We start from the raw sequence: 24,418 nt of genomic DNA on the forward strand, positions 1-24,418 counted from the left end.
TCAAGACCTAAACCTTATTTTTAAAACCGAGTAAACTTATTTAAGTTCAACTACAGCTCCAGCTTCTTCTAATGATTTTTTAAGACCTTCAGCTTCGTCTTTAGAAACACCTTCTTTAATGTTAGATGGAGCACCGTCTACGATATCTTTAGCTTCTTTAAGACCTAAACCAGTTAATTCTTTAACCATTTTCACTACAGCTAATTTAGAAGCACCAGCTTCTTTCAATACAACTGTAAATTCAGTTTGAGCTTCTTCAGCAGCACCTTCACCACCTCCAGCAGAAACTACAACAGCTGCAGCAGCTGGTTCGATTCCGTACTCATCTTTTAATATTGTTGCTAATTCGTTAACTTCTTTAACTGTTAAGTTAACCAATTGTTCTGCGAATTGTTTCAAATCTGCCATTTTTTCTATCTTTTAAATTGATTTGTAAAATATAATTTATTTATTGTGCGCTAATTTAATTAACAAGGAAATAAATTTCCCTATTTTGATTATTATGCTTCAACTTCTTCTTCGCTACCAGCAAATTTGTTTTGTAAAGCAGAAATAATTCTTTGAGCAGGAGATTGTAATAATCCAATGATTTCTCCAATAAGCTCTTCTTTAGATTTAATAGTTGCTAATGCATCTAACTGATCATCACCAATATAAATTTCAGAGTTAATATAAGCACCTTTCAATAAAGGTTTAGCTGCTTTTTTTCTGAAATCTTTGATAACTTTCCCTGGAGCATTTGCAATATCTGAAATAAGAATAGCACTGTTACCTGTCAATACTGAAGGTAAATCACCATAATCATTATCAGAAGCTTCCATTGCTTTAGCAAGCAAAGTATTTTTAACAACTTCTAATTTAATCCCGGCTTTAAAACAAGCTCTTCTTAGGTTTGAAGTTGTTTCTGCATCAAGTCCAGAAATATCAGATACATAAATAATATTTGTACCAGCTAACTGTGCAGTTAAATCTTCAATCGCGATTGATTTTTCTTCTCTAGTCATACTAAAAATTTTTAACTACCAATTATACTGCTTTTGGGTCTAATGCAATCGCAGGACTCATTGTGCTTGTAAGGTGAATACCTTTAATATAGGTACCTTTAGCAGCAGTTGGCTTAAGTTTGATTAATGTTTGAATAATTTCGTGTGCATTGTCATAGATTTGCTCAGCTCCAAAAGAAACTTTACCAATTCCTGCATGTACGATACCGGTTTTATCAACTTTAAAGTCAATTTTACCCGCTTTTACCTCAGCTACAGCTTTAGCAACATCCATAGTTACTGTACCTGTTTTAGGGTTTGGCATTAAACCTCTAGGTCCTAAAATACGACCTAACGGACCTAATTTACCCATAACAGCTGGCATAGTGATAATTACATCAACATCTGTCCAACCATCTTTAATTTTTTGTAAGTACTCGTCTAATCCTACGTAATCAGCTCCAGCTTCTTTAGCTTCAGCTTCTTTATCCGGAGTAACTAATGCCAATACTTTTACATCTTTTCCAGTTCCATGAGGTAATGTTACTACACCTCTCACCATTTGATTCGCTTTTCTTGGATCTACACCCAAACGAACTGCGATATCAACAGACTCATCAAATTTTGCAGAAGCTATAACTTTAATCAATGCAGCAGCATCTTTCAAAGAGTATAGTTTGTTCTTTTCAATTTTTGAAGCAGCCTCTTTTTGCTTTTTTGTCAATTTTGCCATGTCTTTCTCTTAATTAAAAAGGAGCGTCTCCTGATACAGTTATACCCATAGATCTAGCTGTTCCAGCAACCATACTCATCGCTTTCTCAATCGTGAAAGCATTTAAGTCCGGCATTTTGTCTTCAGCAATAGTTCTAATTTGTTCCCAAGTAACACTAGCTACTTTTTTACGATTAGGCTCACCTGAACCAGATTTTAGCTTTGCAGCTTCCAATAATTGAACTGCTGCAGGAGGAGTCTTAACAACAAAATCGAATGATTTGTCTTTATACACAGTAATTTGTACTGGGCATATTTTGCCAGCTTTATCTTGTGTTCTAGCATTAAATTGCTTACAGAACTCCATGATATTAACGCCAGCAGCTCCTAAAGCAGGTCCAACCGGTGGCGACGGATTCGCAGCACCTCCCTTAACTTGTAGTTTAACTACCTTACTAATTTCTTTAGCCATTTTTTAAAAAATTTAACACAACAATTTACGGAAGCAATTGAAGTGATTATTATAGTGTAACGAAAATTATACTTTTTCAACTTGCATAAAGCTCAATTCTAATGGTGTTTTTCTACCGAAAATCTTAACCATTACTTCAAGTTTACGCTTTTCATCATTAATTTTTTCAACTGTACCGTTAAAACCATTAAAAGGTCCATCAATAACCTTAATAGTTTCACCCAAGTTGAAAGGAATTGATTTGGTATCTGTATTAACAGCTAACTCATCAACTTTACCTAGCATTCTATTCACTTCAGATAAACGAAGTGGTACTGGCTCCCCTCCTTTAGTTTCACCTAAAAAACCAATTACACTGGTAACTGATTTAATAATGTGAGGAATCTCCCCAACTAAATTTGCTTCTATCATAACATAGCCAGGAAAATAAACTTTTTCCTTAACTAATTTCTTCCCATCTTTTACTGATACTACTTTCTCAGTAGGAACAAGAACCTGAGACACATAATCAGCCATCCCTAATCTGGAGATTTCTGTTTCAATATATGCTTTCACTTTATTCTCTTGCCCACTTACTGCACGAACAACATACCATTTTTTAACATTATTATCTGCCATAATAAAAACTATGCTTTTATCCAGTTAAAAAATCCGGCTAATGCTTTTGCGAAAAACTCATCAACTCCCCAAGTAGCTAAAGCGAATAGTACCGAAAAAATAGCTACAATAATTGTTAGTTTTTGCACCTCAGCCCACTCAGGCCAAGTTACATTTGACTTCAATTCTTCAAATGCTTCTGATATGTAATTAACAATTTTTGCCATTATGATATATTTTTTATTGCACGGGCGGAGGGATTCGAACCCCCATCAACGGTTTTGGAGACCGCTATTCTACCCTTGAACTACGCCCGTATAAAAACCAGTATCGTCGTTTGACAATACTGGTTTTAAAATTTATTAATTTATAGAATTATGCTACAATCTCAGTTACCTGACCTGCACCTACAGTTCTACCACCTTCACGGATAGCAAAACGTAATCCAACACTCATTGCGATTGGGCTTAACAAAGAAACATTGATTGTTAAGTTATCTCCTGGCATTACCATCTCTACTCCTTCTGGTAAAGTAATAACTCCTGTTACGTCAGTTGTACGTACGTAGAACTGTGGACGGTAGTTATTATGGAATGGAGTATGACGTCCACCTTCTTCTTTTTTCAAGATATAAACCTCTGCTTTAAAAGTAGCGTGTGGTTTAACAGATCCTGGCTTAATGATAACCATTCCTCTTTTGATATCTTCTTTAGCAACACCTCTCAATAACAAACCAACGTTATCTCCAGCTTCACCTCTGTCAAGGATTTTACGGAACATCTCAACTCCAGTAATAGTAGAAGTTAATTTATCAGCTCCCATACCAATGATTTCAACTGCATCACCTGTATTAGCAACTCCAGTTTCGATACGTCCTGTAGCAACAGTTCCACGTCCTGTAATTGTAAATACGTCCTCAACTGGCATCAAGAATGGTTTAGCTACGTCACGTACTGGCTCTTCGATCCAAGCATCAACAGCTTCCATCAATTCAAGAATTTTAGGAACCCAAGCAGCATCATTATTCAATCCTCCTAAAGCAGAACCTTGAATAACTGGACAGTTGTCACCATCATATTCGTAGAAAGACAATAAGTCTCTAATTTCCATTTCAACAAGTTCTAATAACTCAGCATCGTCAACCATATCCACTTTGTTCATGAATACAACGATACGAGGAATACCAACCTGACGTCCTAAAAGGATGTGCTCACGAGTTTGTGGCATTGGCCCATCAGTAGCAGCAACTACTAAGATAGCACCATCCATCTGAGCAGCACCTGTAACCATGTTCTTAACGTAATCCGCGTGACCTGGACAGTCAACGTGAGCGTAGTGACGGTTAGCAGTTTCATACTCTACGTGAGATGTATTAATTGTAATACCTCTTTCTTTTTCTTCTGGAGCATTATCAATTTGATCAAAAGATTTTGCTTGACAGTATCCTGCATCAGATAACACTTTAGTTATTGCAGCAGTTAATGTAGTTTTTCCGTGATCTACGTGTCCGATTGTACCAATGTTTAAGTGCGGTTTCGAACGATTAAAGGTTTCTTTTGCCATTTTACTTAGATTTTAATCTTTATTAATTTATTAGTGTTCAAAATTTTTTAATTGAGCCAATGTCGGGAATTGAACCCGAGACCTCTTCCTTACCAAGGAAGCACTCTACCCCTGAGCTACACCGGCAGAGAGTTCTTAATTTTAGATTTACATTTTTAGAATTACGATTTTTCAATCTGCAATCTTAAATCTGCAATTTAAAATTCAACTTGTGGGGAGAGCAGGATTCGAACCTGCGAAGTTCACACAGCAGATTTACAGTCTGCCCTCGTTGGCCGCTTGAGTATCTCCCCAGACAATTTATGATTTTAGTTTTTTTTGATTTTAGTTTAACCTAAAACCACCACCAACCACAAATTAAACCTTTTCTATTTTTGCCTTAAATAGAAATCTGAAATACAAATTCCGAAATCTACAATTTTTAGAGCCGGCGGAGGGACTCGAACCCACGACCTGCTGATTACAAATCAGCTGCTCTAGCCAACTGAGCTACGCTGGCAAATTCAATAAAAAAAGTCCGCTATTTCTAACGGACTGCAAATGTATATATTTTATCTCTCAATCAAAACATTTTTTGAAAAAAATTTCAATTATATATGAGTTCTTATTTTTTCTTTTCTTTTTACCAGCAAACGTTCTAATGATTCTGCCGACAACTCCACCGCTTCTTCAAAGGTCTTACACTGTTTTTTCACCAAAAAATCATCTCCTGGCACATTAATCTTAACCTCCACAATTTTATTTTCCTTCTCACTCGTCTTTTCAACTTTCAAATAAACATCAGAAGAAACTACCCTATCGTAGTATTTTTCTAATTTATCCATTCGTCCTTGAACAAAATCTACCAGTTTTCCATCAACAGCAAAGTTAACAGCGTGAACATTTACCTTCATAATCAAAAATTTTTATGGTTAAACTTTAGAATTACTACCTCCTCTAGGATGAGCCCCCACATACACTTTTTTCAACTCTGATAAACTATTATGAGTATAAACCTGTGTTGAAGCTAAACTAGAATGCCCTAATAATTCCTTAACTGAATTTAAATCGGCTCCATTATTCAGTAAATGAGTCGCAAAAGTATGTCTTAACATATGCGGACTCTTCTTTACCTTTTTAGAGACTTTACTAAAGTATGAATTTATTAAGCGATACACAAAAGATTCACTCAATTTTAACCCCTTTTTTGTTAAAAAAAAATACACCTCATCTTTAACTGCTTCTAAATCTGCCCTCAACTCAAGATAATCGCGCATTTGATTCAACACGACCGGCAACACCGGGACAATTCTTTCTTTATTCCTTTTTCCTAAAACTTTAATAGCAGCATTAGAAAAATCGACTGCAACCAACTTTAAATGAATCAACTCAGACCTCCTTATACCTGTAGAATACAATAATTCAATCAACAACTTATCCCTGACACCTTCAAAATCTTTATCAAAAGCAAAATCGTCTAAAACAAGTTCCACTTCTTTCTCCGAAAAAGGAATTTGATTTTTCTTAGACACTTTTAAAGCTCTATGCTTCAACAAAGGATTCACTTCTATCTGTTTTATTTTTAAAAGAAACTTATAAAAAGCCTTTAGCGAAGCCATTTTTCTATTGACAGAAACATTAGACAAACCACTTTCTACCAAAAAAACAATCCACGACCGAATTTGAACATATTCAACCGAAACAATATCTTGTTGATTAAAATTCAACGCATTGTATTCCTGAAAATCAGCAACATCCTTCACATAAGCACACAAAGTATGAGGAGAATACTTTTTCTCTTTCTGAAGATAATCTGCAAATGCTTCTAAATCTGTAGCCATAAAAAAACCGTTAGCATCAAATTTATAAAAAATCTGATCACTAACGGTATTATTTTGTTTCAAAAAAGAAACTACTAACTCTCTAAGCTATCTCTCAAACCTTGGATATAAGCTGCTTTTTGGAATTTCATTCTGTTTTTAACTGACGGCTTAATGAAAGCTGTACGAGCTCTTAATTGACGAACTGTTCCAGTTTTATCAAATTTTCTTTTATAGCGCTTTAATGCTCTATCGATATTTTCTCCGTCTTTAATTGGTATAATTAACATAATTTTGACACCTCCTCTCGTTAAGGCTGCAAAAGTAGAAAATTAATTATGAATTACAAGTCATTAATTGTGTTTTTTAGAAAAAAGAGAATAGAACAAAGAAAATAGACCCTAAAAAAAACTTCCATCCTCTAACTTCTAACTCCAACCTTCAAAACTACCCTTTCAACAAATTTCTTGAAATCACCACTTTCTGAATTTCGGTCGTTCCTTCACCTATGGTGCACAATTTTGAATCCCGATAGAACTTTTCCACCGGATAATCCTTAGTATAACCATAACCCCCATGAATTTGTACTGCTTCATTAGCCACCTTAACACATACTTCCGAAGCATACATCTTAGCCATAGCACCAGCGGTAGTCACAGGACGATGTTGTTCTTTCAGGAAAGCCGCTTTATGCAAAAGCAACTCCGAAGCTTCAATTTCAGTAGCCATGTCGACTAATTTAAATGAAATTCCCTGAAATTCTGCAATAGCTTTACCAAACTGATGTCTTTCTTTCGAATATTTCAAAGCAGCTTCATAAGCTCCTTTCGCTATTCCCAGTGATAATGCTCCAATAGAAATGCGTCCGCCATCCAGAATTTTCATTGCCTGAATAAAACCTTCGCCTACTTCACCTAATCTATTTGAGTCGGGAATTCTACAATTATCAAAAATAAGCTCAGCGGTTTCACTGGCTCGCATTCCTAATTTATTTTCTTTTTTCCCTGAAGAAAATCCAGCTGTTCCTTTTTCAAATACAAAAGCAGTCATCCCTCTGGAATCTCCTTTTTCTCCGGTACGAACAATTACCACCGAAATATCTCCGGATATGGCATGGGTAATAAAATTTTTGGCTCCGTTAACAATCCAATAATCGCCGTCTCTTTTTGCGGTAGTATTCATCCCGGCTGCATCTGAACCCGTATTATGTTCTGTAAGTCCCCAGGCACCAATATGTTCTCCCGAAGCTAATTTAGGAATCCACTTCTTTTTTTGTTCTTCGTTACCAAAAGTCAAAATATGATTAGTACACAATGAATTATGTGCCGCAACTGACAAACCTACTGAAGGATCTACTTTAGAAATTTCTTCTATAATAGTAATATACTCATGATAACCTAACCCGGAACCTCCCAGTTCTTCAGGAACTAAAACTCCCATGAAGCCCATCTCTCCTAATTTTTTAAATAAAGGGACAGGAAAAACCTGAGCCTCATCCCATTCCATTATATAAGGTCTTATATTTTTTTCAGCAAAATCTCTTATAGATTGAGCAATCATGCTTTGTGTTTCACTGTAATCAAAGTGCATCATTATGGCTATTTTTTAAAAGTCCAAATATAAGGCTATAATATTAGCATTTTCATTAGACATTCCTTTAATTTTTGTTAAATCACCTACATTTTTTATATCTCCGTTCATGCTTCTGTAAATAACAATTTCCCGTGCTAAATTATATTTAAAATAAGGAAACTGGGCTAATTCCTTAATAGTCGCATTGTTAACATCTATTTTTTTCAAGTTTGGAAGTGCACTAATTTTAAAATTAGTCTTTAATTGTTGCACAACTTCAGGAGACAATCCCCACACGTCATTCATTTGTTCCATCGAAACAAAACCTCCTAAACTCTCTTTAAATTTTAAAATTCGTATCGAAATTGCCTCTCCAATTCCATAAATCCGGATTAAATCTTCCTGAGTAGCCTGATTAATATCCTTAACAACTATGTTTGTTTTTTTCGAAAAATGTTCCGGATTGGTATTCGAAAAAACCACAGCTTTCGACAGCTTTTTTTTATTTACCCAATCAGGGAATTTAAAATAAGGAGCCATCGTCACTAATAAAGAATCTGAAATTCCGGTTACAGTCTGAAATTCCTTTGCAGAGTTGACATATTTATTCTGCTTTCTAAAAGCAAACAATCGGTCAATTTCAACCACAGACATTCCTAATTTATAGCCTTTATAATCAGTGATAAAATTAGGATTAAAGGGATACCGTTTAATTGTTTGCTTTTTTTGGTGAGATTCAAGTGAATCCATTCTAGCATTCAAAGAAAGCCATTTTTGTTCTTGTATATCAAATTCAGGAGCCGTTTGAAAATCAGCAAAAAAAAGAACAAATTGCAATACAACAATAATCAGGAAAAGACATAAAATTCCTTTTTGCTGTTGATTTGAAAACTGAAAATATTTTTTGTTCATTTTTAAAGGCATTCTTACATTAATAATAATGATAAGAGCTAAATGTATAAATAATTTCAACCATTCCTCCCGAATTTAAAAACATAATTATTATTTTTTCATAAAAAACAATACTTTTGAAAAAAGTATAACCTAAAAAACAAAACCATGTCTATCTGGAAAAGAAAACCATTAAGCCAACTTTTAGCCGAAGCCGAAGATTCTGAAAAAGGATTAAAGAAGACATTAACCGCTTCCGGACTTGTTGCATTAGGTGTAGGAGCAATTATTGGCGCAGGATTATTTTCTATAACAGGTCTTGCTGCCTCAGTAAATGCTGGTCCTGCAATCAGTATTTCTTTTCTTATAGCCGCTTTTGGTTGTATTTTTGCAGGTCTTTGTTATGCTGAATTTTCCTCAATGATTCCTGTTGCCGGTAGTGCTTACACCTATTCATTTGCAACAATGGGAGAATTTATTGCCTGGATAATTGGTTGGGACTTAGTATTAGAATATGCCGTAGGAGCAGCAACCGTCTCCATAAGCTGGTCGCGGTACTTAGGTAAATTTCTGGAAACCTTTGGCATTCATATTGACGATAACCTGATGCTTTCTCCTTTTGAAGGCGGTATTATCAACCTTCCGGCTGTATTTATTGTAATGCTTATGTCGTTAATTTTGATACGGGGAACACAGGAATCGGCTTTTGTAAATAACATAATTGTTTTATTAAAAGTCTCTGTTGTATTGATTTTTATTGCTGTGGGATGGCAATATATCAAACCTGAGAATTATACTCCTTATATTCCTGAAAACACAGGGAAATTTGGCGAATTTGGTTTTTCAGGAATTATACGGGCTGCAGCGATAGTATTTTTTGCTTATATTGGTTTTGATGCGGTCTCAACAGCTGCACAAGAAGCAAAAAACCCAAAAAGAGATATGCCTATTGGTATTTTATTATCGTTAGGTATCTGTACCATACTTTACATATTATTTGCCCATGTCATGACAGGTGTGGTAAATTATCAGGCATTTGCAGGAAAAGATGGTATTGCACCAGTAGCAATTGCCGTAGAAGCCATGGGACCTGAGGGAGCAAATGGCATGATTACCCCTGCTTATCCCTGGCTTAACAATGCTATTTTACTAGCTATTTTAGGAGGTTACTCTTCTGTAATCATGGTACTCTTAATGGGACAGAGTCGTGTATTTTTCTCGATGAGTAAAGATGGTCTTATTCCAAAAGTATTTTCAGAAGTTCATGCTAAATTTAGAACTCCTGCCAAAAACAACTTATTATTCATGGTAATTGTAAGCGTTTTTGCTGCTTTCATTCCCGCAAGAGTTGTTGGTGAAATGACCAGTATTGGTACTTTATTTGCATTTATATTGGTTTGCCTTGGCGTACTCATTATGCGTAAAAAAATGCCCGAAGCTCCAAGAGCTTTCAGAACGCCTTTAGTGCCTTTTGTACCTATCGCCGGCGTTTTAGTCTGTTTATTTATGATGGTATTTTTACCTTTAGACACCTGGATCAGGCTTATTGTCTGGATGATGATAGGTTTTGATTTGTATATTTTCTACGGAATGAAAAACAGTGCACTCAACAAAGGACAGTTCAGCTTAAAAAACCAAAAAACTGTTGCCGGATCTGGACTGGGAATGGTAATCACACTTATTATTATTGCTTTTATACACCACAGTGATCCTACTATAGATGATGTGTATTTATACTATTTTTCATTAGCATTCGCCATAATCCATGCTTTTGTCTATGGTTACAGCTTTAAAAAAGCGAAATAAATACAGGAAGTTTAATTAAAAAAGGGATTCTAATTATGATTTTAGAATCCCTTTTTTATTATAAATCAAATACTGAAGTTCGTTTAGAACGAATTAGATCTTTAAGGCGTATCCAAAAAGCCAGCGTTAAATAAACACCAAATCCTAATCCCACAGTAACAAACGAAATATAAATAAAAAACAAGCGAACATTAGTCACCCGCATTCCTAATTTATCTGCCAGACGCGAAGAAACCTGGAATCCGTATTTTTCGAAAAAAAATTTAAGTTTTATAATTGCTAACATTGTGTGTGCATTATTTTATAGGAGCCAAATTTACAAATTTTAATATTTTAAATAAAAATTTTAACGAAACTAACCATTCTTTAGCAATTCCAGACCTATACCACAATCCAAACATCTCCCCACAGCACAATACTCATTCTTTAACTGCAATAAAGATTGTGTTTCAAAACAGTCAGTAGCTTTTATACCAAAAAAAGTAAATTTATCTATAATTGCATTTTTCTCCGGTGCAACTGTAGTTAACATAGCCATTAAATCTTCGGTGATTTCTTTTCCTAAACTTTTAGCATATGAAAACTGAAGCGGAATAATGGTATTAATCAATAATAAATCAACGAATGATTTTGACATCTTTTTTATTTTATCAGGGCTTACTTTATCAAACTGATAGTGACTTTCCCAATAAAAAGAAGTTGTGCTCCGTAACAACTGATAAACTTCTTCAACCGAATACACAGCAATAATTTTTGAAAATAAATTCTGTTCTTTATGATACAAATGAGCCAGCTGTGAAAGTCTGATGGTTGGAAAATTATCCGGACGGTGTTTAAAAAACTGAACATTTCCTTCGTTATGGGGTTCTAATTGGTATTTGTGCAACAAATAAAAATACCTGAATTTTAAATCTTTGAAATAAGTATCTTCTTTATCAAAATCTAACAAAGCTGCTTTTCCCAGTAAAAGTGCTTCCAGATTTTCAACTTCAAAACTTTCTTTTCTTATTATCGAAAAAGGGATTGACCGGGCTATTTTCAGGAAAAGCTCACCATTAGTATTGAGACCAAAGTTCTTGGCCAGCATACAAAATAAAACGGCTTCCCAGTCATTGCCTGTTTGTTCTAATAAATCATAAATTGCTTTTGATTTTCTTTCTAATCTTTCAAAAAACAAACGCTCCTGCCAGTTTTTCAAAACAAAATCATCCAAATCTTTTAATTGCTTTTCGCAAAAAATCCAGGATTTGGGTGCAACTAATTGTTGGTAATTCACTAAAACTTCATTATCAACATAATTTTTAAGTTCCAGAACAGGAATTTCGGTATTATTTTTTCTAAAAACTTCAGTATCATGTTCCCAGACGACATGCAGAATAACGTTGTCATAAGCAGCATCTTTTTCATGATGATGCACATACCAATCAGAAGATTTAAGGTGAATTTCTACATTTCCGGCCCATTTTTGGTTGGCAACAGTAATTTGAGCATTAAAAAAATCAGGTCCTGCCTGCTCTAAATACTGACCTACATTAGCAATAACAATTGTTTCCCCGCCGGTTGTTTTTAAATCAAAACTATTCCATTTTTTATATTTCCATAAATAATGCAGAAACTCTTCTTTCATAGCCAGGATTTAAATTAATAAATCTAATTTAATGAAAAAACTTACGCAAAAACTTAAAAGAAAAATATTCTATTGCATCAAATACAATTGAGCACAAGCTCTCGCATCAGACAAGGCTTCGTGATGGTTTAATTTAATTCTCATTGCACGACAGCAATCACTTAATTTAGTAGGTTTCAAACCTTTGGCCTTATATATTTTTACGGTGCATTCCCACCTTGCAGCAATATTCAGTGTAGTATAATCCAATCCATAATAGGCCATCGATTTTGCCAGAACGTTGCGATCAAAACTTTCGTTATGTGCTACAACCACCCTGTTTTGAAGCCTTTTTTGGATTTCAGGAAAAACCTGAAGAAAATTTTTAGCTCTGGCCGTATCACTTGGATAAATACCATGAACCTGAATGGTAAACGGAGAATATAAATTATTAGGCGGCTGAATTAAAGTAACAAACTCATCAACCACAATCCCATTTTCAACCGTAACAATTCCTACGGAACAAGGATGAAAAGCAGTTGCAGTTTCAAAATCGATAGCGGTAAAGGTCATTTGATTTTAGATTGCAGATTTATAATTGTTGGTTTCAGTTTTTTTTTTGCCAATGTACTTGAAATTGCTATTAATTTCCAATTTACAAAAGTAATGATTGTGGCAGCATTTCTAAAAAAGGCATTGCCTTAGAATAATCTAATGATTCATATTCTAATCCTAATTTTCTTAAATTAGTGTAATAAAGCTGATGGTTTTGATAATAATTTTTCTCACTCTGAACAAACCATGCTTTCTCTCCTAATTTTTCAGACAAAAACCATTTTTCCAGAAGCCTTCCGGTGCGACCATTGCCATCATTCCAAGGATGTATTTTTACAAAAATCAAATGAATCCAACTCGCATAATAAAACACTTCCTGAAAATCCAATTCTTTGTTTAGTAACCTTTCCACATCTTCATAAAAAGCTTCCATTTCATTATCTACCTGATGAGGCAAGGCTGCTACATATTCAATTCGCCCATCATCAGTAGTCACAAACATGGGATGAATTCGATGTTTTCCCAGTTGATTTTCAGCTACAATATTTTTCGCTAAAAGTCTGTGAGCTTCGGCTATATTATTTTTATTCAAAGAATTATTCTTGGCAAAACAGTACGCATCATACAAATCATCAATTTTCTTAGTGTAATCCGGAAGAAATTCAATTCCGAAGCGCTTGTGTTTTACATAGGAATCCAATTCAATTTCCTCACCTTCAATTTTACTTGAAAAAACCGAAGCTACCGAAGTATAAAAACTAAAAGAATCATTTGAGATTTCGGCATCATGTAAGGAATTAAACTTCAGGTCTAATCCTTGGGGGAAGCTCTTCTTGTAATTATCTAAAAGTATTTCAGGAATGATTTTCATTTAGTGATAAAACTTATGCTACAAATATAAAGTTTATATCAATGACACAAGTTTATTAGACAAAGATTAAAAACAAAAAACCCACAAGATTCAAAAAAACTTGTGGGTATATAAAAAAGTGGATTTAAATACTAATTAAAGAAATTCCAGATCAAACCAAAACGAATACTCATATCACGGTACGGATTATTAGGTGTTGAATAATAATTGTTTCCGGTATATCCTGCATTAAAATGTTCAGCTTTCAGATAAATTCTGGTTCTTTGAATTTTGGCATTAATAAAGAAATCCAGGTTGGGATAATTCCCTATTTTCTTTTCCTGTTGAATAAAAAATTCGCCAATAACCGGATTATAATCATTTGCAAAATATTTTGTAAAATAATTTAAAGTGATTCCTGCCTGAAGAAACAGGGCTCTGTGAAAGAAATAATTGCTAAAATAAATAGTATTACGGCTCACTAATTCCGGAACATTTAAAATGGCTTCCTGCTGATCTGTCTTTTGATACAACACAGTATTATTTAAAGCAAATTTTCCAAAAGTAAGCTCTTTACTCACTTTAAGAGAAAGGTATTTAATTGTTCCTCCAAACTGATTAGGCGTTACTATTTGCTGTGATTGATCAGTAGCCGAATTTTCAAAATACAAATGATCTGTCAAAGTCGATATTTGCAGTGAAGCATCAAACCATGGCGTTACGGCTTCTCCGCTAATCACATTAATTTTCTCATTCTTAAAATTATTTGACCAGTTGTAGTTCACATAATTACTCTGGAACAAATTATAATTATCATTAGGTAGTTTATTTAAATTCTGGTACCCAAAAACAAACTGAAAATCGTCATTCAGATTATAATTTAACTTGGCATCCAAATTAGACAACGACTGATTTGTGATGGATCTTGACAGCAAAAATTTTCCATGCCATTTATTTTTCAGATATTCATATTGCCCGCCTGCACTATTGATCTGGCGGGATAAAGCAGAAGGAATTACACCATCATCCTGAATCAGGATACGTCCATAATAAAAATTACTGCGAAAATCATCCACAAAAAACTGAAACTTTCCCAGTGTTGTATTCTCATACACCAGACCTGCTTTATTATACATTTTATTGTAATGGGTCTGATCTTTAAGATTAGAAGTTACAATAGCATCACCAAATCTGATTACCGACTGTGTTCCTACCGCTGAAGGTATTGTAGGCTGATAGTATTCAAAAAATTTATTCTCATAATTGAACTGGTGTGTCACATATAAATTATTATTTCCTTGCTTAGGATTGATTCTGAAGATCTGATCTGTAAAAATACGTTTGGCCTTCATAAAAGACTCCGCATCGGTAAAATACACCTGTAAACGCTGTCTGTTGTTAAAATCAGGATCTTCACTTTCAAAATCCTCAATAGTGGTGATTCCGCCATTTTCTTCATGCAAAGCATCTTGTCCGGTAAAATGAGCGTTCAAAAAATAACGCTTGCCGGTATCATTATAACTGGTTGTAAATCTAAAACTTCCGGTACTCACTAACTGATTTATGTATTTTCCTTCGGAACGTAATCCTTTATAAGCTATAGAAAAATTAAGATTTGGCGAAACGTTTACAGCAAAGAAGGAATCTACCGAATGTCCTTTTCCTAAAATCGATTTGAAATACAATTCCGTTACAGGAGTAGCAACAGAGCTATATCTGATTTGGTTTGCTTCCAGAAAATTAAATTGTTTTGCCTTAAAACCCATTTCCGGATAAGGAGATATTTCTGTTAACTTGTATTGAAGTTTGTTATACGGCTGGCCTTCATTGGGCAAAGCCAATAAACCAAAAAGATCTCTTCTAAGATAATTATGACTGTATTCCCGCTCAATAGTAAGTGCCGTATCCAGATAAGTGGTATCTCTTTCTAAAGTTATAAAACGATACATATCCATAGTGGCCACTTTGGTTGTATCCTTATCCTTGTCATTAATTCCTTTTAATCTGTCTGAAAAAGATCTTTTAGGTTCTTCTTCTCTTGGATCATTTTGAGAGAACAACAGCGTAGGTACTATCAGGAAATATAAAAAAAAGAGAATTCTCATTCGGATCAGATATATAATTGGGCGTTTATTTTCAAACTAATAACGCAGCAAAGGTAAACGATAAAAACGTATAAAAAAACATCTTCATTGCCACTTCTTTAATAGTAAATGTTAGAATAACGAACAATTATATTAAAAATTTTATCTTTGCTGTTCAAAAATAGTGCTGTATGCTTGCCCCTAATTTTTCTACACTTATTATCGAAGCAGGAACCGATGAAGCAGGTCGTGGTTGTCTGGCTGGTCCTGTAACGGCTGCTGCTATAATTTTGCCACTGGATTTTGAAAACATGTTTTTAAATGACAGCAAACAATTGTCTGAAAAACTGAGAGAAAATCTGCGTCCTATAATCGAAGAGCAAGCCCTGAGTTTTGCTGTTACTCATTTATTTCCTGACGAAATTGACGAAATAAATATTCTGAATGCCTCAATGAAAGGCATGCAGGAATCGATTTTGAAATTAAATCTCATTCCTCAATTTATTATTGTGGATGGAAACAGAAGTTTAAATGCCAAACTGGGTCTTAAAAACACTACCGGAAAACAATTTACAACAGCAGAAATCGATTTATTAAAATCAATTCCCAATCAGAGTATTATAAAAGGAGATGCTAAATATTTGAGTATTGCTGCGGCTTCAGTACTGGCAAAAACCTATCGGGACGAATATATGAACCAGATTCATGAAGAATTTCCCATGTACAACTGGAAACAAAACAAAGGCTATCCTACTAAAGAACATCGGGAAGCTATTAGAAAATACGGTACAACCAAATACCATCGAATGAGTTTTAGACTGTTGCCGGAACAACTGGTCTTAGATTTATAATTTTTTTTTAAACATATAAGTCATGTAAGTTTTTTTAAGCTTCATTGCTTTATTTCCTCAATTAAGTTCATATAAGCTTTGCGAACTTAGCGTGTCACCCTGAGCTTGTCGAAGGGCTTTGTGTCCCGATAGCTATCAGGATTGCGTTTAAATAAAAAACTCAGCTTCAAACAATTCTGCAAAATGTTTCAGGATTTTTGCTTTCACTTCTTGCTCATCTACTTTCTCAACACCTAATTCGACATTTAAAGTAGTTACTGCTTTTCCACGAATGCCACAAGGAATAATATTATCAAAATAACCTAAATCGGCATTGACATTTAAGGCAAATCCGTGCATGGTTACCCAGCGCGAAGCACGTACACCCATGGCACAAATTTTTCGGGCAAATGGTGTTCCTACACCCATCCAGACTCCTGTTTCACCATCACTTCTCCCCGATTCCACTCCATATTCCGCCAAAGTCAGAATAATAGCTTCTTCCAGAAAACGTAAATATTTATGAATATCGGTAAAGAAATTTTCTAAGTCTAAAATGGGATAACCTACTATTTGTCCCGGTCCGTGATAGGTGATATCACCGCCTCGATTGATTTTGTAAAAAGTAGCTCCTTTAGCTTCCAATTGTTTTTCAGACAGCAGCAAATTGTCTAAATCACCGCTTTTCCCTAAAGTATACACATGTGGATGTTCAACAAACAGTAAATAATTAGGCGTTGGAAGTTCGGTTTCTTCTCTACGGTTTTGAATTTTCAGGTCAACAATTCCTTTGAATAATTCTTCCTGATATTCCCAGGTAGCTTTATAATCTTTAGTACCTAAATCTTGAAGTTGGATTTTTTTGTTCATCTGTCATTGTGAGGAGCGAAGTAATTTTTCTCGTTCGTTCATTTGTGAAATGCAAAAATACAATTTATTATTCTGTTTTCCACGCAGTCACAACAACATAACAAATGAGGTTATTTTACCACAAATTACACCAATTATCACAAATTAATCTATGGAAATTTGTGATAATTTGCGGTTTAAATGAAATCGAATTTACTATTATTCAAAAACCACATTCAGATTTAGTTTTTCGGGATGTTCCATGTAATCTACAAATGGATATTCTACTGTAACCGTTTTTCTGTCGGCACTAAATAAGGCATCGGGATTAGAAACTGTTTTTACTGCTTTAGGAAAATGGTATTTTAAAGTATATTTAGAGGAAGCAAAAATCATTTTTGTCATCCCAAGAGAATCATTTTTTATTTTAGCTAAAGCTTCTTTATCAATTATGGCTTTACGGCTAAAAGTTTTACCAGTATAAGCAAAGTCTATTTTTGCATTATTGTCCATACTGTTTTCCAGCGGATTAGATGTTCCCTCGCTATCTGATTTTCCTTTTAAATCCTTAAGTGTTTTAAAACCGTCCATCATGTTTTGAAGATCAGCCACGTTTTTAAAAGGCGTATCCATGGAGAATAAAAACTGTTGTTTTTCGGCATTCATTTTTATATGCATCATAAAATTTTCCATTTTTTTCAATGCCGCTTGTTGCTCGGTAGACAATTTGGAAATACTGTCTTTTTTAGCTTCAAAAATTTCTTTGAATGAAAAAACAGAATCAATAACCTTAGCATCATTTTTTTGACTCAAACTCTCTGTCAGTTTATCGCCAGCCATGGCCATTAAACCCGAACCATCTATTTCTAATGCAAAAGTTCCGGTTCCGTCGTCTTTTACATCGAGGTTTTCGGTGAAGTTGCAGCTTGTTAATACCAATAAAAAAGTAAGAAGGAGTAAAAATTTTGATTTCATCGTGCTTTTATTTTTTCCCAAATATACAAACTAATGCAACGAAGTTGAGAAGACACAAAGTTTTATTTCTTTCGATTTTAATTGACTTTTAAAATTAAAACAAGATTGTCAGTTTGAGCGAAGTCGAGAACTTTTGATTAATTTAAAAGAATCATATCGATAGCGGATTTACACCTAAAATCCGCTATCAGATTAGACACCGTATTTTTTTTCTAATCGTTTAAGTCTTTTTAAAATTCGTAAACTTCCATTTGCTGTATTCGGTAATTTCCAAAAGTCAGTTTCAAACCATACAATACACACTTTATATGCAGATTCAATATCATTCTTTTTTTCATAAGCTTTTGCAAGCCTTTCATATGTCACTGGTGTATAAATTCCTTGTTTAATACTTTCATCTAAAATAATAATTTGTAAATCAATATTATTTGCTTTAGTTGCCTCATCATATTCTGATAAATGATTTAGAATGTTATATTTTTGGTCGTATTGCGCTATTTTATTGTAAACCTCGTGAAAGAGTTTTTGAGTAACTGAAACATACTCAGAATAATTATTTAAACAATTTTCTAAGTACATTTTTGTATCTCCTGAAACTTCCTTTTCAATTTCTTTTTGTCGTTCAATAGATAACTTGTTAATCATATTTTAAAATTCTTTTTAGTTAACCGAATATAGTATCTAATGTAGTTTGACCGCTAAAAGATGTTTGCGGATTTTAAAAATTAAATCCGATGTCAATTATACCTTTTTCAATTAAAATCCCAACTATGGTAGCTGCTAACGGAATTATAAAAGCCCACCAAAATTTAACTATAAATGAAACAATTAAAATATATTGTTTTTCATTTGTTTTAGGAGGGGTTATTTGTTTAATTTCTGTTTTGTCAATTTTTAAAAAGTCAGATTGATTAAATTGACCTATTGTTGCCCCTGAAAAATCGTGGCTAACTATGAATTTGTCTTTATGAGAATACCATTTTTCAAAATCACTCATTGATTTTACATCCAATAGTTTATGAAATAAAAATCCGTCTGAAACTTCAAATGAATTTGTATTTTTTTTAGAAATTATTTTATATGATTTTAGAAAATTGATTAAATCACTAATATTTTTTTCATGCGATTTGTGATCAACTATATTATTTGACTCTTTAACTTCCTTTAGAAAATTTATTTGTGATTCTGTCATTCCCAAATTTCGTTTATATCTACAAGTTTACACAACTTTAAAAGATTTACAAAACTACTACAACAGTTTTTTCTTTCTTTTTTGCTTCTGAAAATGAAATCTTTGTAAAATAGCCCCGATAGCAGTGAAAATCCTCCCGATTTTTCTTCGGGAGATTGTAACGGATAGCGGGACAAACCGCAATTAAAAACGGGAATTTTCTGCTCCTAAAAAAACTTTTCCTTAGCAACTTAGAAACTTTGCAACTTTGCGACTTAAAAAGTATCTTTGCGGTCTTAAAAATCAGACTATAATGGCATTATCCGAACAAGAAATTATCCGAAGAGAAAAACTTCAATCCTTACGCAATTTGGGAATCAATCCTTATCCTGCTAATCTTTTTCCAGTAAATCATACTTCTAAACAGATAAAGGAATCATTTGAAGAAGGCAAAAAGGTGATTGTTGCCGGGCGTTTGATGAGTGTAAGAGATCAGGGAAAAGCTTGTTTTGCTGAATTGCAGGATAGTGAAGGACGTATTCAACTGTACGTAAACCGCGATGTTTTGTGTGAAGGTGATGATAAAACTTTATACAACCAGGTATTCAAAAAATTAACCGATTTGGGAGATTTTATTGGTATTGAAGGAGAATTGTTTACTACAAAAGTGGGTGCACAATGTATTCGCGTGGACGGATTTACTTTTTTAAGTAAAACTTTACGTCCGTTGCCGTTACCAAAAGTAGATGAAGACGGAAAAGTGCACGATGCATTTAACGATGCTGAATTGCGTTACCGTATGCGTTATGTGGATTTAACGGTGAACCAAAACGTAAAAGATACTTTTATCAAGCGTACTAAATTGTTCAACGCTATGCGTGGATTTTTTAATGATGCCGGATATCTTGAGGTGGAAACTCCTGTTTTGCAAGCGATTCCTGGTGGTGCTGCGGCACGTCCGTTTATTACGCATCATAACTCATTAGACATTCCCTTGTACATGCGTATTGCGAATGAGTTGTATTTAAAAAGATTGATTGTAGGTGGTTTTGATGGAGTATATGAGTTTTCGAAAAACTTCCGTAACGAAGGAATGGACAGAACGCACAACCCGGAATTTACCGCCATGGAAATATATGTGGCCTACAAAGACTACAACTGGATGATGGAATTTACGGAGAAGTTGCTGGAACATTGCGCTATTGGCGTGAATGGTACGAGTGATGCTACTTTTGGCGAACACCAAATTAGTTTCAAAGCGCCTTATGCCCGTGTGACGATGACGGATTCTATCAAACATTTTACCGGTTTTGATATTTCCGGCAAAAGCGAAGCTGAATTATATGAAGCTGCTAAAGGCATGGGAATTGAAGTAGATGAAACCATGGGGAAAGGAAAGCTGATTGATGAAATTTTTGGCGCTAAATGTGAAGGAAATTATATTCAGCCAACATTTATCACCGATTATCCAAAAGAAATGTCTCCGCTTTGTAAAGAACACCGTGACAATCCGGAGCTTACGGAGCGTTTTGAATTGATGGTTTGTGGAAAAGAAGTTGCCAATGCGTATTCTGAATTAAATGACCCAATTGATCAAAGAGAGCGTTTTGAAGATCAGATGCGTCTGGCTGCCAAAGGTGATGATGAAGCGAATGGAATTATTGACGAAGATTTCTTAAGAGCTTTAGAATACGGAATGCCTCCAACATCCGGATTAGGAATTGGAATGGACCGTTTGATGATGTTCCTGACGAATAATGCTTCTATCCAGGAAGTTTTATTGTTCCCGCAAATGCGTCCTGAGAAAAAACAAGTGTCAATAGAACTTTCTGACGAAGAAAAATTTATCGTAGACTTATTGAAAAAAAGTGAAAATAAAATGGACTTAACGCAACTAAAAATTGCTGCAAATTTAAGCGGTAAAAAATGGGATGCTGCCATGAAAGGTTTGTCTAAACACGGCTTGACTAAAGTAGCTGTCGAAGGCGAAAGTAAAATGGTGGAATTAGTGGGATAAGTTTTTTAAAAATCTATATTACAAAAGGAACTTCATAACGGAGTTCCTTTTTTATGTTCTTTGATTTTCTAAAAATTGTACCAACTCACAAACATTTGAATAAGGGTTTAGATTAAAAACTTCAACTCCATAATTATTTGCAACAACAGACAATCTCACATTTTCAGCATTTGATTTAGCAGTAGTGATTTTATCTTTGAGAATTGAATAATGCTTAAAATCATTCTTCTCATAATTTTCCATTCTTGCACATTTCTTTAGTTCTTTTTCTAATTCTGCCTCAGAAACAAAAGCTTTTGTAGAATTTTTAAAATGTAACAAATACCAAAACTCAAAACAAATACTTGAAAAAATTACTGTTATATTTTTATCTATTGCTAACTTAAAAGCTTCATCTCTTTTAGGCTGATTGTCATGATCAAAAACCACAAATATCTTTTCAATTCCTTCTCGTTTAGCTTTTTTGATTGCTTCTTCCACAACTCCTTTACAATCGACTTTATTACTTTGAAGAACACTTACGCCAATAGTTTTAGGTAAGCGAAAATCTTCTTTCATTGCAGTGAAATAATTTTCCTCAGTCTTACCTTCACAAAGAATCAATATTTTAGATTTAAGTTCCCTTGTCTTAAAGTTGTTTTTAGGTCTTTTAGCCATATTTATGAATTTATGTAGTCAATCAATTCATGTCTAAAAGTTTCTCTGGCAATATTAGGTATTGCCCCTAATCTACCTTCTAAATACCACTTCTCATAATTTCCTTCTCGAATACCTTTTATATCAGAAACAGCAAACATTTCTGTTTCGCCTTTTTCATTTTTTTCAACTAAATTAATTTGATCTCTTCTCAACTTATTTTCAGGACTTAATAAAGTAGTATCATGAGTTGCGAATATAAATTGAGCACCATTTTTATTAATCTCTGGATCGTTAAACAATCCTAAAATATACTGAGCTATTTCAGGATGCAAACTTCTTTCAAATTCATCAACAACTAAAACACTTCCTCCTTTTAATCTATTTAAAACAAATGGTACAAAAGCAATTACTCTTTGAGTACCTGATGATTCATCTTCAAATTCAAATTCAATTTTCTCATTTTTATCATTCAAATGAAAAGTTTTAATATTCCCATCTACTTTCTCGAAATCAACAACCTGAGTATCTATTTTTTGAATTAATGATTTAGATAATTTCAATAACTCTCCCCATAATTCTAAATCTTCAAACATCATTCGACTAAAGCTAGTATTAAATTCATTTGAATGAAAAGCATCGGTTGTTAGAACGATAATTAAACCTATTTGTTCATATGTATTTTTTGCTATTTCAACATTTTCTAAAGCAGCTTTTCCTAAAAACAATTGATTTTCAGTTGTACGTTGCTTAATAGTTTCAAAAATTCCTTCGTAACCATTTCCTTTACTAAATTCTTGACGATTTCTCTCGAAAACTTTCACTTTCAATCCTTTTGGATAAATAAAAAGTGATTCATGCAAAATTTCACTCCTAATAACTTCAACAGAATAAACATGCAAAACATTTTCAATTAAAATATCAATTGAAAAACAAGATGGTTTTTGAAAATTTTCTTTACATAATTTAAATGGATCATATAGACTTATAATTTTATTAGGTTTATTATCTGTAGATTCTTCAACAAACCTTTTAAAATCATATAAAGCTCTAATAACATTACTCTTCCCACTTGCATTTGGCCCATAAATAGCAGCAGAAGTCAATCCATAATAATCTTTATTTTTTGTAGCATTGGGATTTGTCTTCTTGATTACGTTTAACGGATTTTTTAAATCAGCTGGCACCATAGACAATTCTACCATTTCATTTATGGACCTAAAATTAGCTACTCTAAAGTTTAACAACATCACTTAAAGGGTTTATTTGTAAATATATTACAAATATACACATTAATAACCATTTTAAAGTCCATGTAATTTATTTCTAAACCAACAAAGCTGCTTTATTATCAATATCATTTTGAGTCAGTAGTGATTCAATATTACTAAAAGTTACTAGAGCAATTTGAGTCAAAGCTTCATTGGTAAAAAACGCCTGATGCGCTGTAACCAAAACATTTGGAAAACTCATTAATCTTTGAATTGCATCGTCCTGAATAATATCTTCAGAAAGATCTTTGAAAAAAAGTTTTTCTTCCTGTTCGTAAACATCAATTCCCAAATAACCTATTTTTCCTTTTTTCAAACCTTCAATAACACAGGCTGTTTCTATCAATCCTCCTCGACTGGTGTTAATAATCATGACATGCTCTTTCATCATCGAAAGTGATTTTTCATCAATAAGATGTTTCGTTTTTTCATTCAACGGACAATGCAACGAGATAATATCCGATTCTTTAAAAATAGTTTCTAATGAGACAAAAGTTACTCCGGCTTTCTCCATTTCAGCATCGGTAATGATGTCAAAAGCCAGAACTTTGCAACCAAAACCTGTAACGATTTTAGCAAATGCTTTTCCTATATTTCCTGTTCCAATAATTCCAACCGTTTTGCCATGTAAATCAAAACCCAATAATCCGTTAAGAGAAAAATTCTGTTCCCGAACCCGATTGTAGGCCTTATGTGTTTTTCTGTTTAATGTCAAAATCATAGCCATAGCATGTTCAGCAACCGCTTCAGGAGAATAGGCAGGCACGCGACATACTTTTAAATTATATTTTTTAGCAGCTTCTAAATCTACATTATTAAAACCTGCACAACGCAAAGCAATGATTCGCACCTTTCTTTCTGCCAATTGTTTGATTACAGAGGCATTGACGACATCATTTACAAAAACACAAATCACATCAGTATTGTTAATTAATTTCGCCGTTTGCTCATTCAATGGAGTATCAAAAAAATCTAATTCGTAACCATAATCAACATTATACTTTTCGAAGAAAACTTTATCATAAGCTTGGGTTGAGAAAAAAGCGATTTTTGATTTTATTGGTAAAAGAGGATGTTTCATGAGTTGTTTTTAAAGGATTCTTTTTATTTAAAAGTGTTTTCCAATTTAGGAAATAATATTAAACCATTTATAAAAAAACGAATCTATATAATAAATAG

The 24,418-nt window shown here is 33.7% G+C and carries 27 protein-coding genes and 4 tRNA genes; 3 read left to right on the forward strand and 28 right to left on the reverse strand.

Annotation, left to right across the window (positions count from 1 at the left end):
- Window positions 1–36 precede the first annotated feature (36 nt).
- The 16 genes from rplL to BUB89_RS00920 form a co-directional block, all read right to left on the reverse strand.
- The gene (gene rplL, locus BUB89_RS00845; RefSeq protein WP_073240939.1) at window positions 37–408 is read right to left on the reverse strand and encodes a 50S ribosomal protein L7/L12; all 372 of its coding nucleotides are present in this window, start codon (window positions 406–408) and stop codon (window positions 37–39) included.
- A gap of 92 nt (window positions 409–500) precedes the next feature.
- The gene (gene rplJ, locus BUB89_RS00850) at window positions 501–1,004 is read right to left on the reverse strand and encodes a 50S ribosomal protein L10 (protein WP_073240941.1); all 504 of its coding nucleotides are present in this window, start codon (window positions 1,002–1,004) and stop codon (window positions 501–503) included.
- A 22-nt stretch (window positions 1,005–1,026) separates the two neighbouring features.
- A complete protein-coding gene (gene rplA / locus BUB89_RS00855; RefSeq protein WP_073240943.1) occupies window positions 1,027–1,716 on the reverse strand; it encodes a 50S ribosomal protein L1 in 690 nt (229 codons plus the stop codon).
- 13 nt (window positions 1,717–1,729) lie between these two features.
- Complete coding sequence (rplK, locus tag BUB89_RS00860) at window positions 1,730–2,167, reverse strand: 50S ribosomal protein L11 (protein WP_073240945.1); 438 nt, start codon at window positions 2,165–2,167, stop codon at window positions 1,730–1,732.
- Between the two features lie 66 nt (window positions 2,168–2,233).
- On the reverse strand, window positions 2,234–2,785 hold the full coding sequence (gene nusG / locus BUB89_RS00865) for a transcription termination/antitermination protein NusG (protein ID WP_073240947.1): 552 nt from the start codon (window positions 2,783–2,785) through the stop codon (window positions 2,234–2,236).
- A gap of 8 nt (window positions 2,786–2,793) precedes the next feature.
- A complete protein-coding gene (secE, locus tag BUB89_RS00870) occupies window positions 2,794–2,991 on the reverse strand; it encodes a preprotein translocase subunit SecE (RefSeq protein ID WP_073240949.1) in 198 nt (65 codons plus the stop codon).
- A 19-nt stretch (window positions 2,992–3,010) separates the two neighbouring features.
- Window positions 3,011–3,081 (reverse strand) — tRNA-Trp (locus BUB89_RS00875).
- Window positions 3,082–3,139: 58 nt separating this feature from the next.
- A complete protein-coding gene (tuf, locus tag BUB89_RS00880; RefSeq protein WP_073240952.1) occupies window positions 3,140–4,327 on the reverse strand; it encodes an elongation factor Tu in 1,188 nt (395 codons plus the stop codon).
- Window positions 4,328–4,381: 54 nt separating this feature from the next.
- Window positions 4,382–4,453 (reverse strand) — tRNA-Thr (locus BUB89_RS00885).
- Between the two features lie 86 nt (window positions 4,454–4,539).
- Window positions 4,540–4,620, reverse strand: a tRNA-Tyr gene (locus BUB89_RS00890).
- A gap of 132 nt (window positions 4,621–4,752) precedes the next feature.
- A tRNA-Thr gene (locus BUB89_RS00895) sits at window positions 4,753–4,826 on the reverse strand.
- 91 nt (window positions 4,827–4,917) lie between these two features.
- Window positions 4,918–5,220, reverse strand: coding sequence for a ribosome hibernation-promoting factor, HPF/YfiA family (gene hpf / locus BUB89_RS00900; protein ID WP_073240954.1), 303 nt, complete (start codon window positions 5,218–5,220; stop codon window positions 4,918–4,920).
- Window positions 5,221–5,238: 18 nt separating this feature from the next.
- Entirely contained in the window at window positions 5,239–6,147 is a 909-nt protein-coding gene (locus BUB89_RS00905; protein ID WP_073241802.1) for a tyrosine-type recombinase/integrase, read from the reverse strand.
- Between the two features lie 74 nt (window positions 6,148–6,221).
- A complete protein-coding gene (rpsU, locus tag BUB89_RS00910) occupies window positions 6,222–6,416 on the reverse strand; it encodes a 30S ribosomal protein S21 (protein WP_073240956.1) in 195 nt (64 codons plus the stop codon).
- A 157-nt stretch (window positions 6,417–6,573) separates the two neighbouring features.
- Entirely contained in the window at window positions 6,574–7,716 is a 1,143-nt protein-coding gene (locus BUB89_RS00915; RefSeq protein WP_073241804.1) for an acyl-CoA dehydrogenase family protein, read from the reverse strand.
- Window positions 7,717–7,731: 15 nt separating this feature from the next.
- Window positions 7,732–8,610 carry a ComEA family DNA-binding protein gene (locus tag BUB89_RS00920; protein WP_234982494.1) on the reverse strand — a complete coding sequence of 293 codons (879 nt, stop codon included), beginning with the start codon at window positions 8,608–8,610 and terminating at the stop codon, window positions 7,732–7,734.
- 147 nt (window positions 8,611–8,757) lie between these two features.
- Here BUB89_RS00920 and BUB89_RS00925 point away from each other — a divergent pair, with 147 nt between their 5' ends.
- Window positions 8,758–10,395, forward strand: coding sequence for an amino acid permease (locus BUB89_RS00925; RefSeq protein ID WP_073240960.1), 1,638 nt, complete (start codon window positions 8,758–8,760; stop codon window positions 10,393–10,395).
- 58 nt (window positions 10,396–10,453) lie between these two features.
- Here the strand turns inward: BUB89_RS00925 and BUB89_RS00930 are convergent, their stop codons facing one another.
- From BUB89_RS00930 to BUB89_RS00950, 5 genes are all read right to left on the reverse strand, one after another.
- Window positions 10,454–10,681 carry a PspC family transcriptional regulator gene (locus BUB89_RS00930; RefSeq protein ID WP_073240962.1) on the reverse strand — a complete coding sequence of 76 codons (228 nt, stop codon included), beginning with the start codon at window positions 10,679–10,681 and terminating at the stop codon, window positions 10,454–10,456.
- Window positions 10,682–10,750: 69 nt separating this feature from the next.
- On the reverse strand, window positions 10,751–12,022 hold the full coding sequence (locus tag BUB89_RS00935) for a DUF2851 family protein (RefSeq protein WP_073240964.1): 1,272 nt from the start codon (window positions 12,020–12,022) through the stop codon (window positions 10,751–10,753).
- A gap of 69 nt (window positions 12,023–12,091) precedes the next feature.
- Window positions 12,092–12,574 (reverse strand): 3'-5' exonuclease, encoded by a 483-nt coding sequence (locus BUB89_RS00940; RefSeq protein ID WP_073240966.1) that lies wholly within the window; start codon window positions 12,572–12,574, stop codon window positions 12,092–12,094.
- Between the two features lie 82 nt (window positions 12,575–12,656).
- On the reverse strand, window positions 12,657–13,427 hold the full coding sequence (locus tag BUB89_RS00945; protein WP_073240968.1) for a Fic family protein: 771 nt from the start codon (window positions 13,425–13,427) through the stop codon (window positions 12,657–12,659).
- A 131-nt stretch (window positions 13,428–13,558) separates the two neighbouring features.
- Window positions 13,559–15,511 carry a putative porin gene (locus BUB89_RS00950; RefSeq protein ID WP_073240972.1) on the reverse strand — a complete coding sequence of 651 codons (1,953 nt, stop codon included), beginning with the start codon at window positions 15,509–15,511 and terminating at the stop codon, window positions 13,559–13,561.
- Between the two features lie 170 nt (window positions 15,512–15,681).
- Here BUB89_RS00950 and BUB89_RS00955 point away from each other — a divergent pair, with 170 nt between their 5' ends.
- Window positions 15,682–16,341, forward strand: coding sequence for a ribonuclease HII (locus BUB89_RS00955; protein WP_073240974.1), 660 nt, complete (start codon window positions 15,682–15,684; stop codon window positions 16,339–16,341).
- A 147-nt stretch (window positions 16,342–16,488) separates the two neighbouring features.
- Here the strand turns inward: BUB89_RS00955 and lipB are convergent, their stop codons facing one another.
- From lipB to BUB89_RS00975, 4 genes are all read right to left on the reverse strand, one after another.
- Window positions 16,489–17,190 carry a lipoyl(octanoyl) transferase LipB gene (gene lipB, locus BUB89_RS00960; RefSeq protein ID WP_073240976.1) on the reverse strand — a complete coding sequence of 234 codons (702 nt, stop codon included), beginning with the start codon at window positions 17,188–17,190 and terminating at the stop codon, window positions 16,489–16,491.
- 198 nt (window positions 17,191–17,388) lie between these two features.
- Entirely contained in the window at window positions 17,389–18,144 is a 756-nt protein-coding gene (locus BUB89_RS00965; RefSeq protein ID WP_073240978.1) for a hypothetical protein, read from the reverse strand.
- 192 nt (window positions 18,145–18,336) lie between these two features.
- The gene (locus BUB89_RS00970; protein ID WP_073240979.1) at window positions 18,337–18,789 is read right to left on the reverse strand and encodes a hypothetical protein; all 453 of its coding nucleotides are present in this window, start codon (window positions 18,787–18,789) and stop codon (window positions 18,337–18,339) included.
- A 73-nt stretch (window positions 18,790–18,862) separates the two neighbouring features.
- The gene (locus BUB89_RS00975; protein WP_141384588.1) at window positions 18,863–19,342 is read right to left on the reverse strand and encodes a hypothetical protein; all 480 of its coding nucleotides are present in this window, start codon (window positions 19,340–19,342) and stop codon (window positions 18,863–18,865) included.
- 286 nt (window positions 19,343–19,628) lie between these two features.
- Between BUB89_RS00975 and lysS the strand changes: the two genes are divergently transcribed.
- Complete coding sequence (gene lysS, locus BUB89_RS00985; RefSeq protein WP_073240985.1) at window positions 19,629–21,332, forward strand: lysine--tRNA ligase; 1,704 nt, start codon at window positions 19,629–19,631, stop codon at window positions 21,330–21,332.
- Between the two features lie 51 nt (window positions 21,333–21,383).
- On the opposite strand, the gene BUB89_RS00990 is transcribed toward lysS, so the two are convergent.
- The 3 genes from BUB89_RS00990 to BUB89_RS01000 form a co-directional block, all read right to left on the reverse strand.
- Complete coding sequence (locus tag BUB89_RS00990) at window positions 21,384–21,989, reverse strand: RloB family protein (protein WP_073240988.1); 606 nt, start codon at window positions 21,987–21,989, stop codon at window positions 21,384–21,386.
- Between the two features lie 2 nt (window positions 21,990–21,991).
- Complete coding sequence (locus BUB89_RS00995) at window positions 21,992–23,173, reverse strand: AAA family ATPase (protein ID WP_234982495.1); 1,182 nt, start codon at window positions 23,171–23,173, stop codon at window positions 21,992–21,994.
- A gap of 121 nt (window positions 23,174–23,294) precedes the next feature.
- A complete protein-coding gene (locus tag BUB89_RS01000; protein WP_073240992.1) occupies window positions 23,295–24,320 on the reverse strand; it encodes a 2-hydroxyacid dehydrogenase in 1,026 nt (341 codons plus the stop codon).
- Window positions 24,321–24,418 lie beyond the last annotated feature (98 nt).

It is taken from the genome of Flavobacterium flevense (genome assembly GCF_900142775.1).
Taxonomy (GTDB): domain Bacteria; phylum Bacteroidota; class Bacteroidia; order Flavobacteriales; family Flavobacteriaceae; genus Flavobacterium; species Flavobacterium flevense.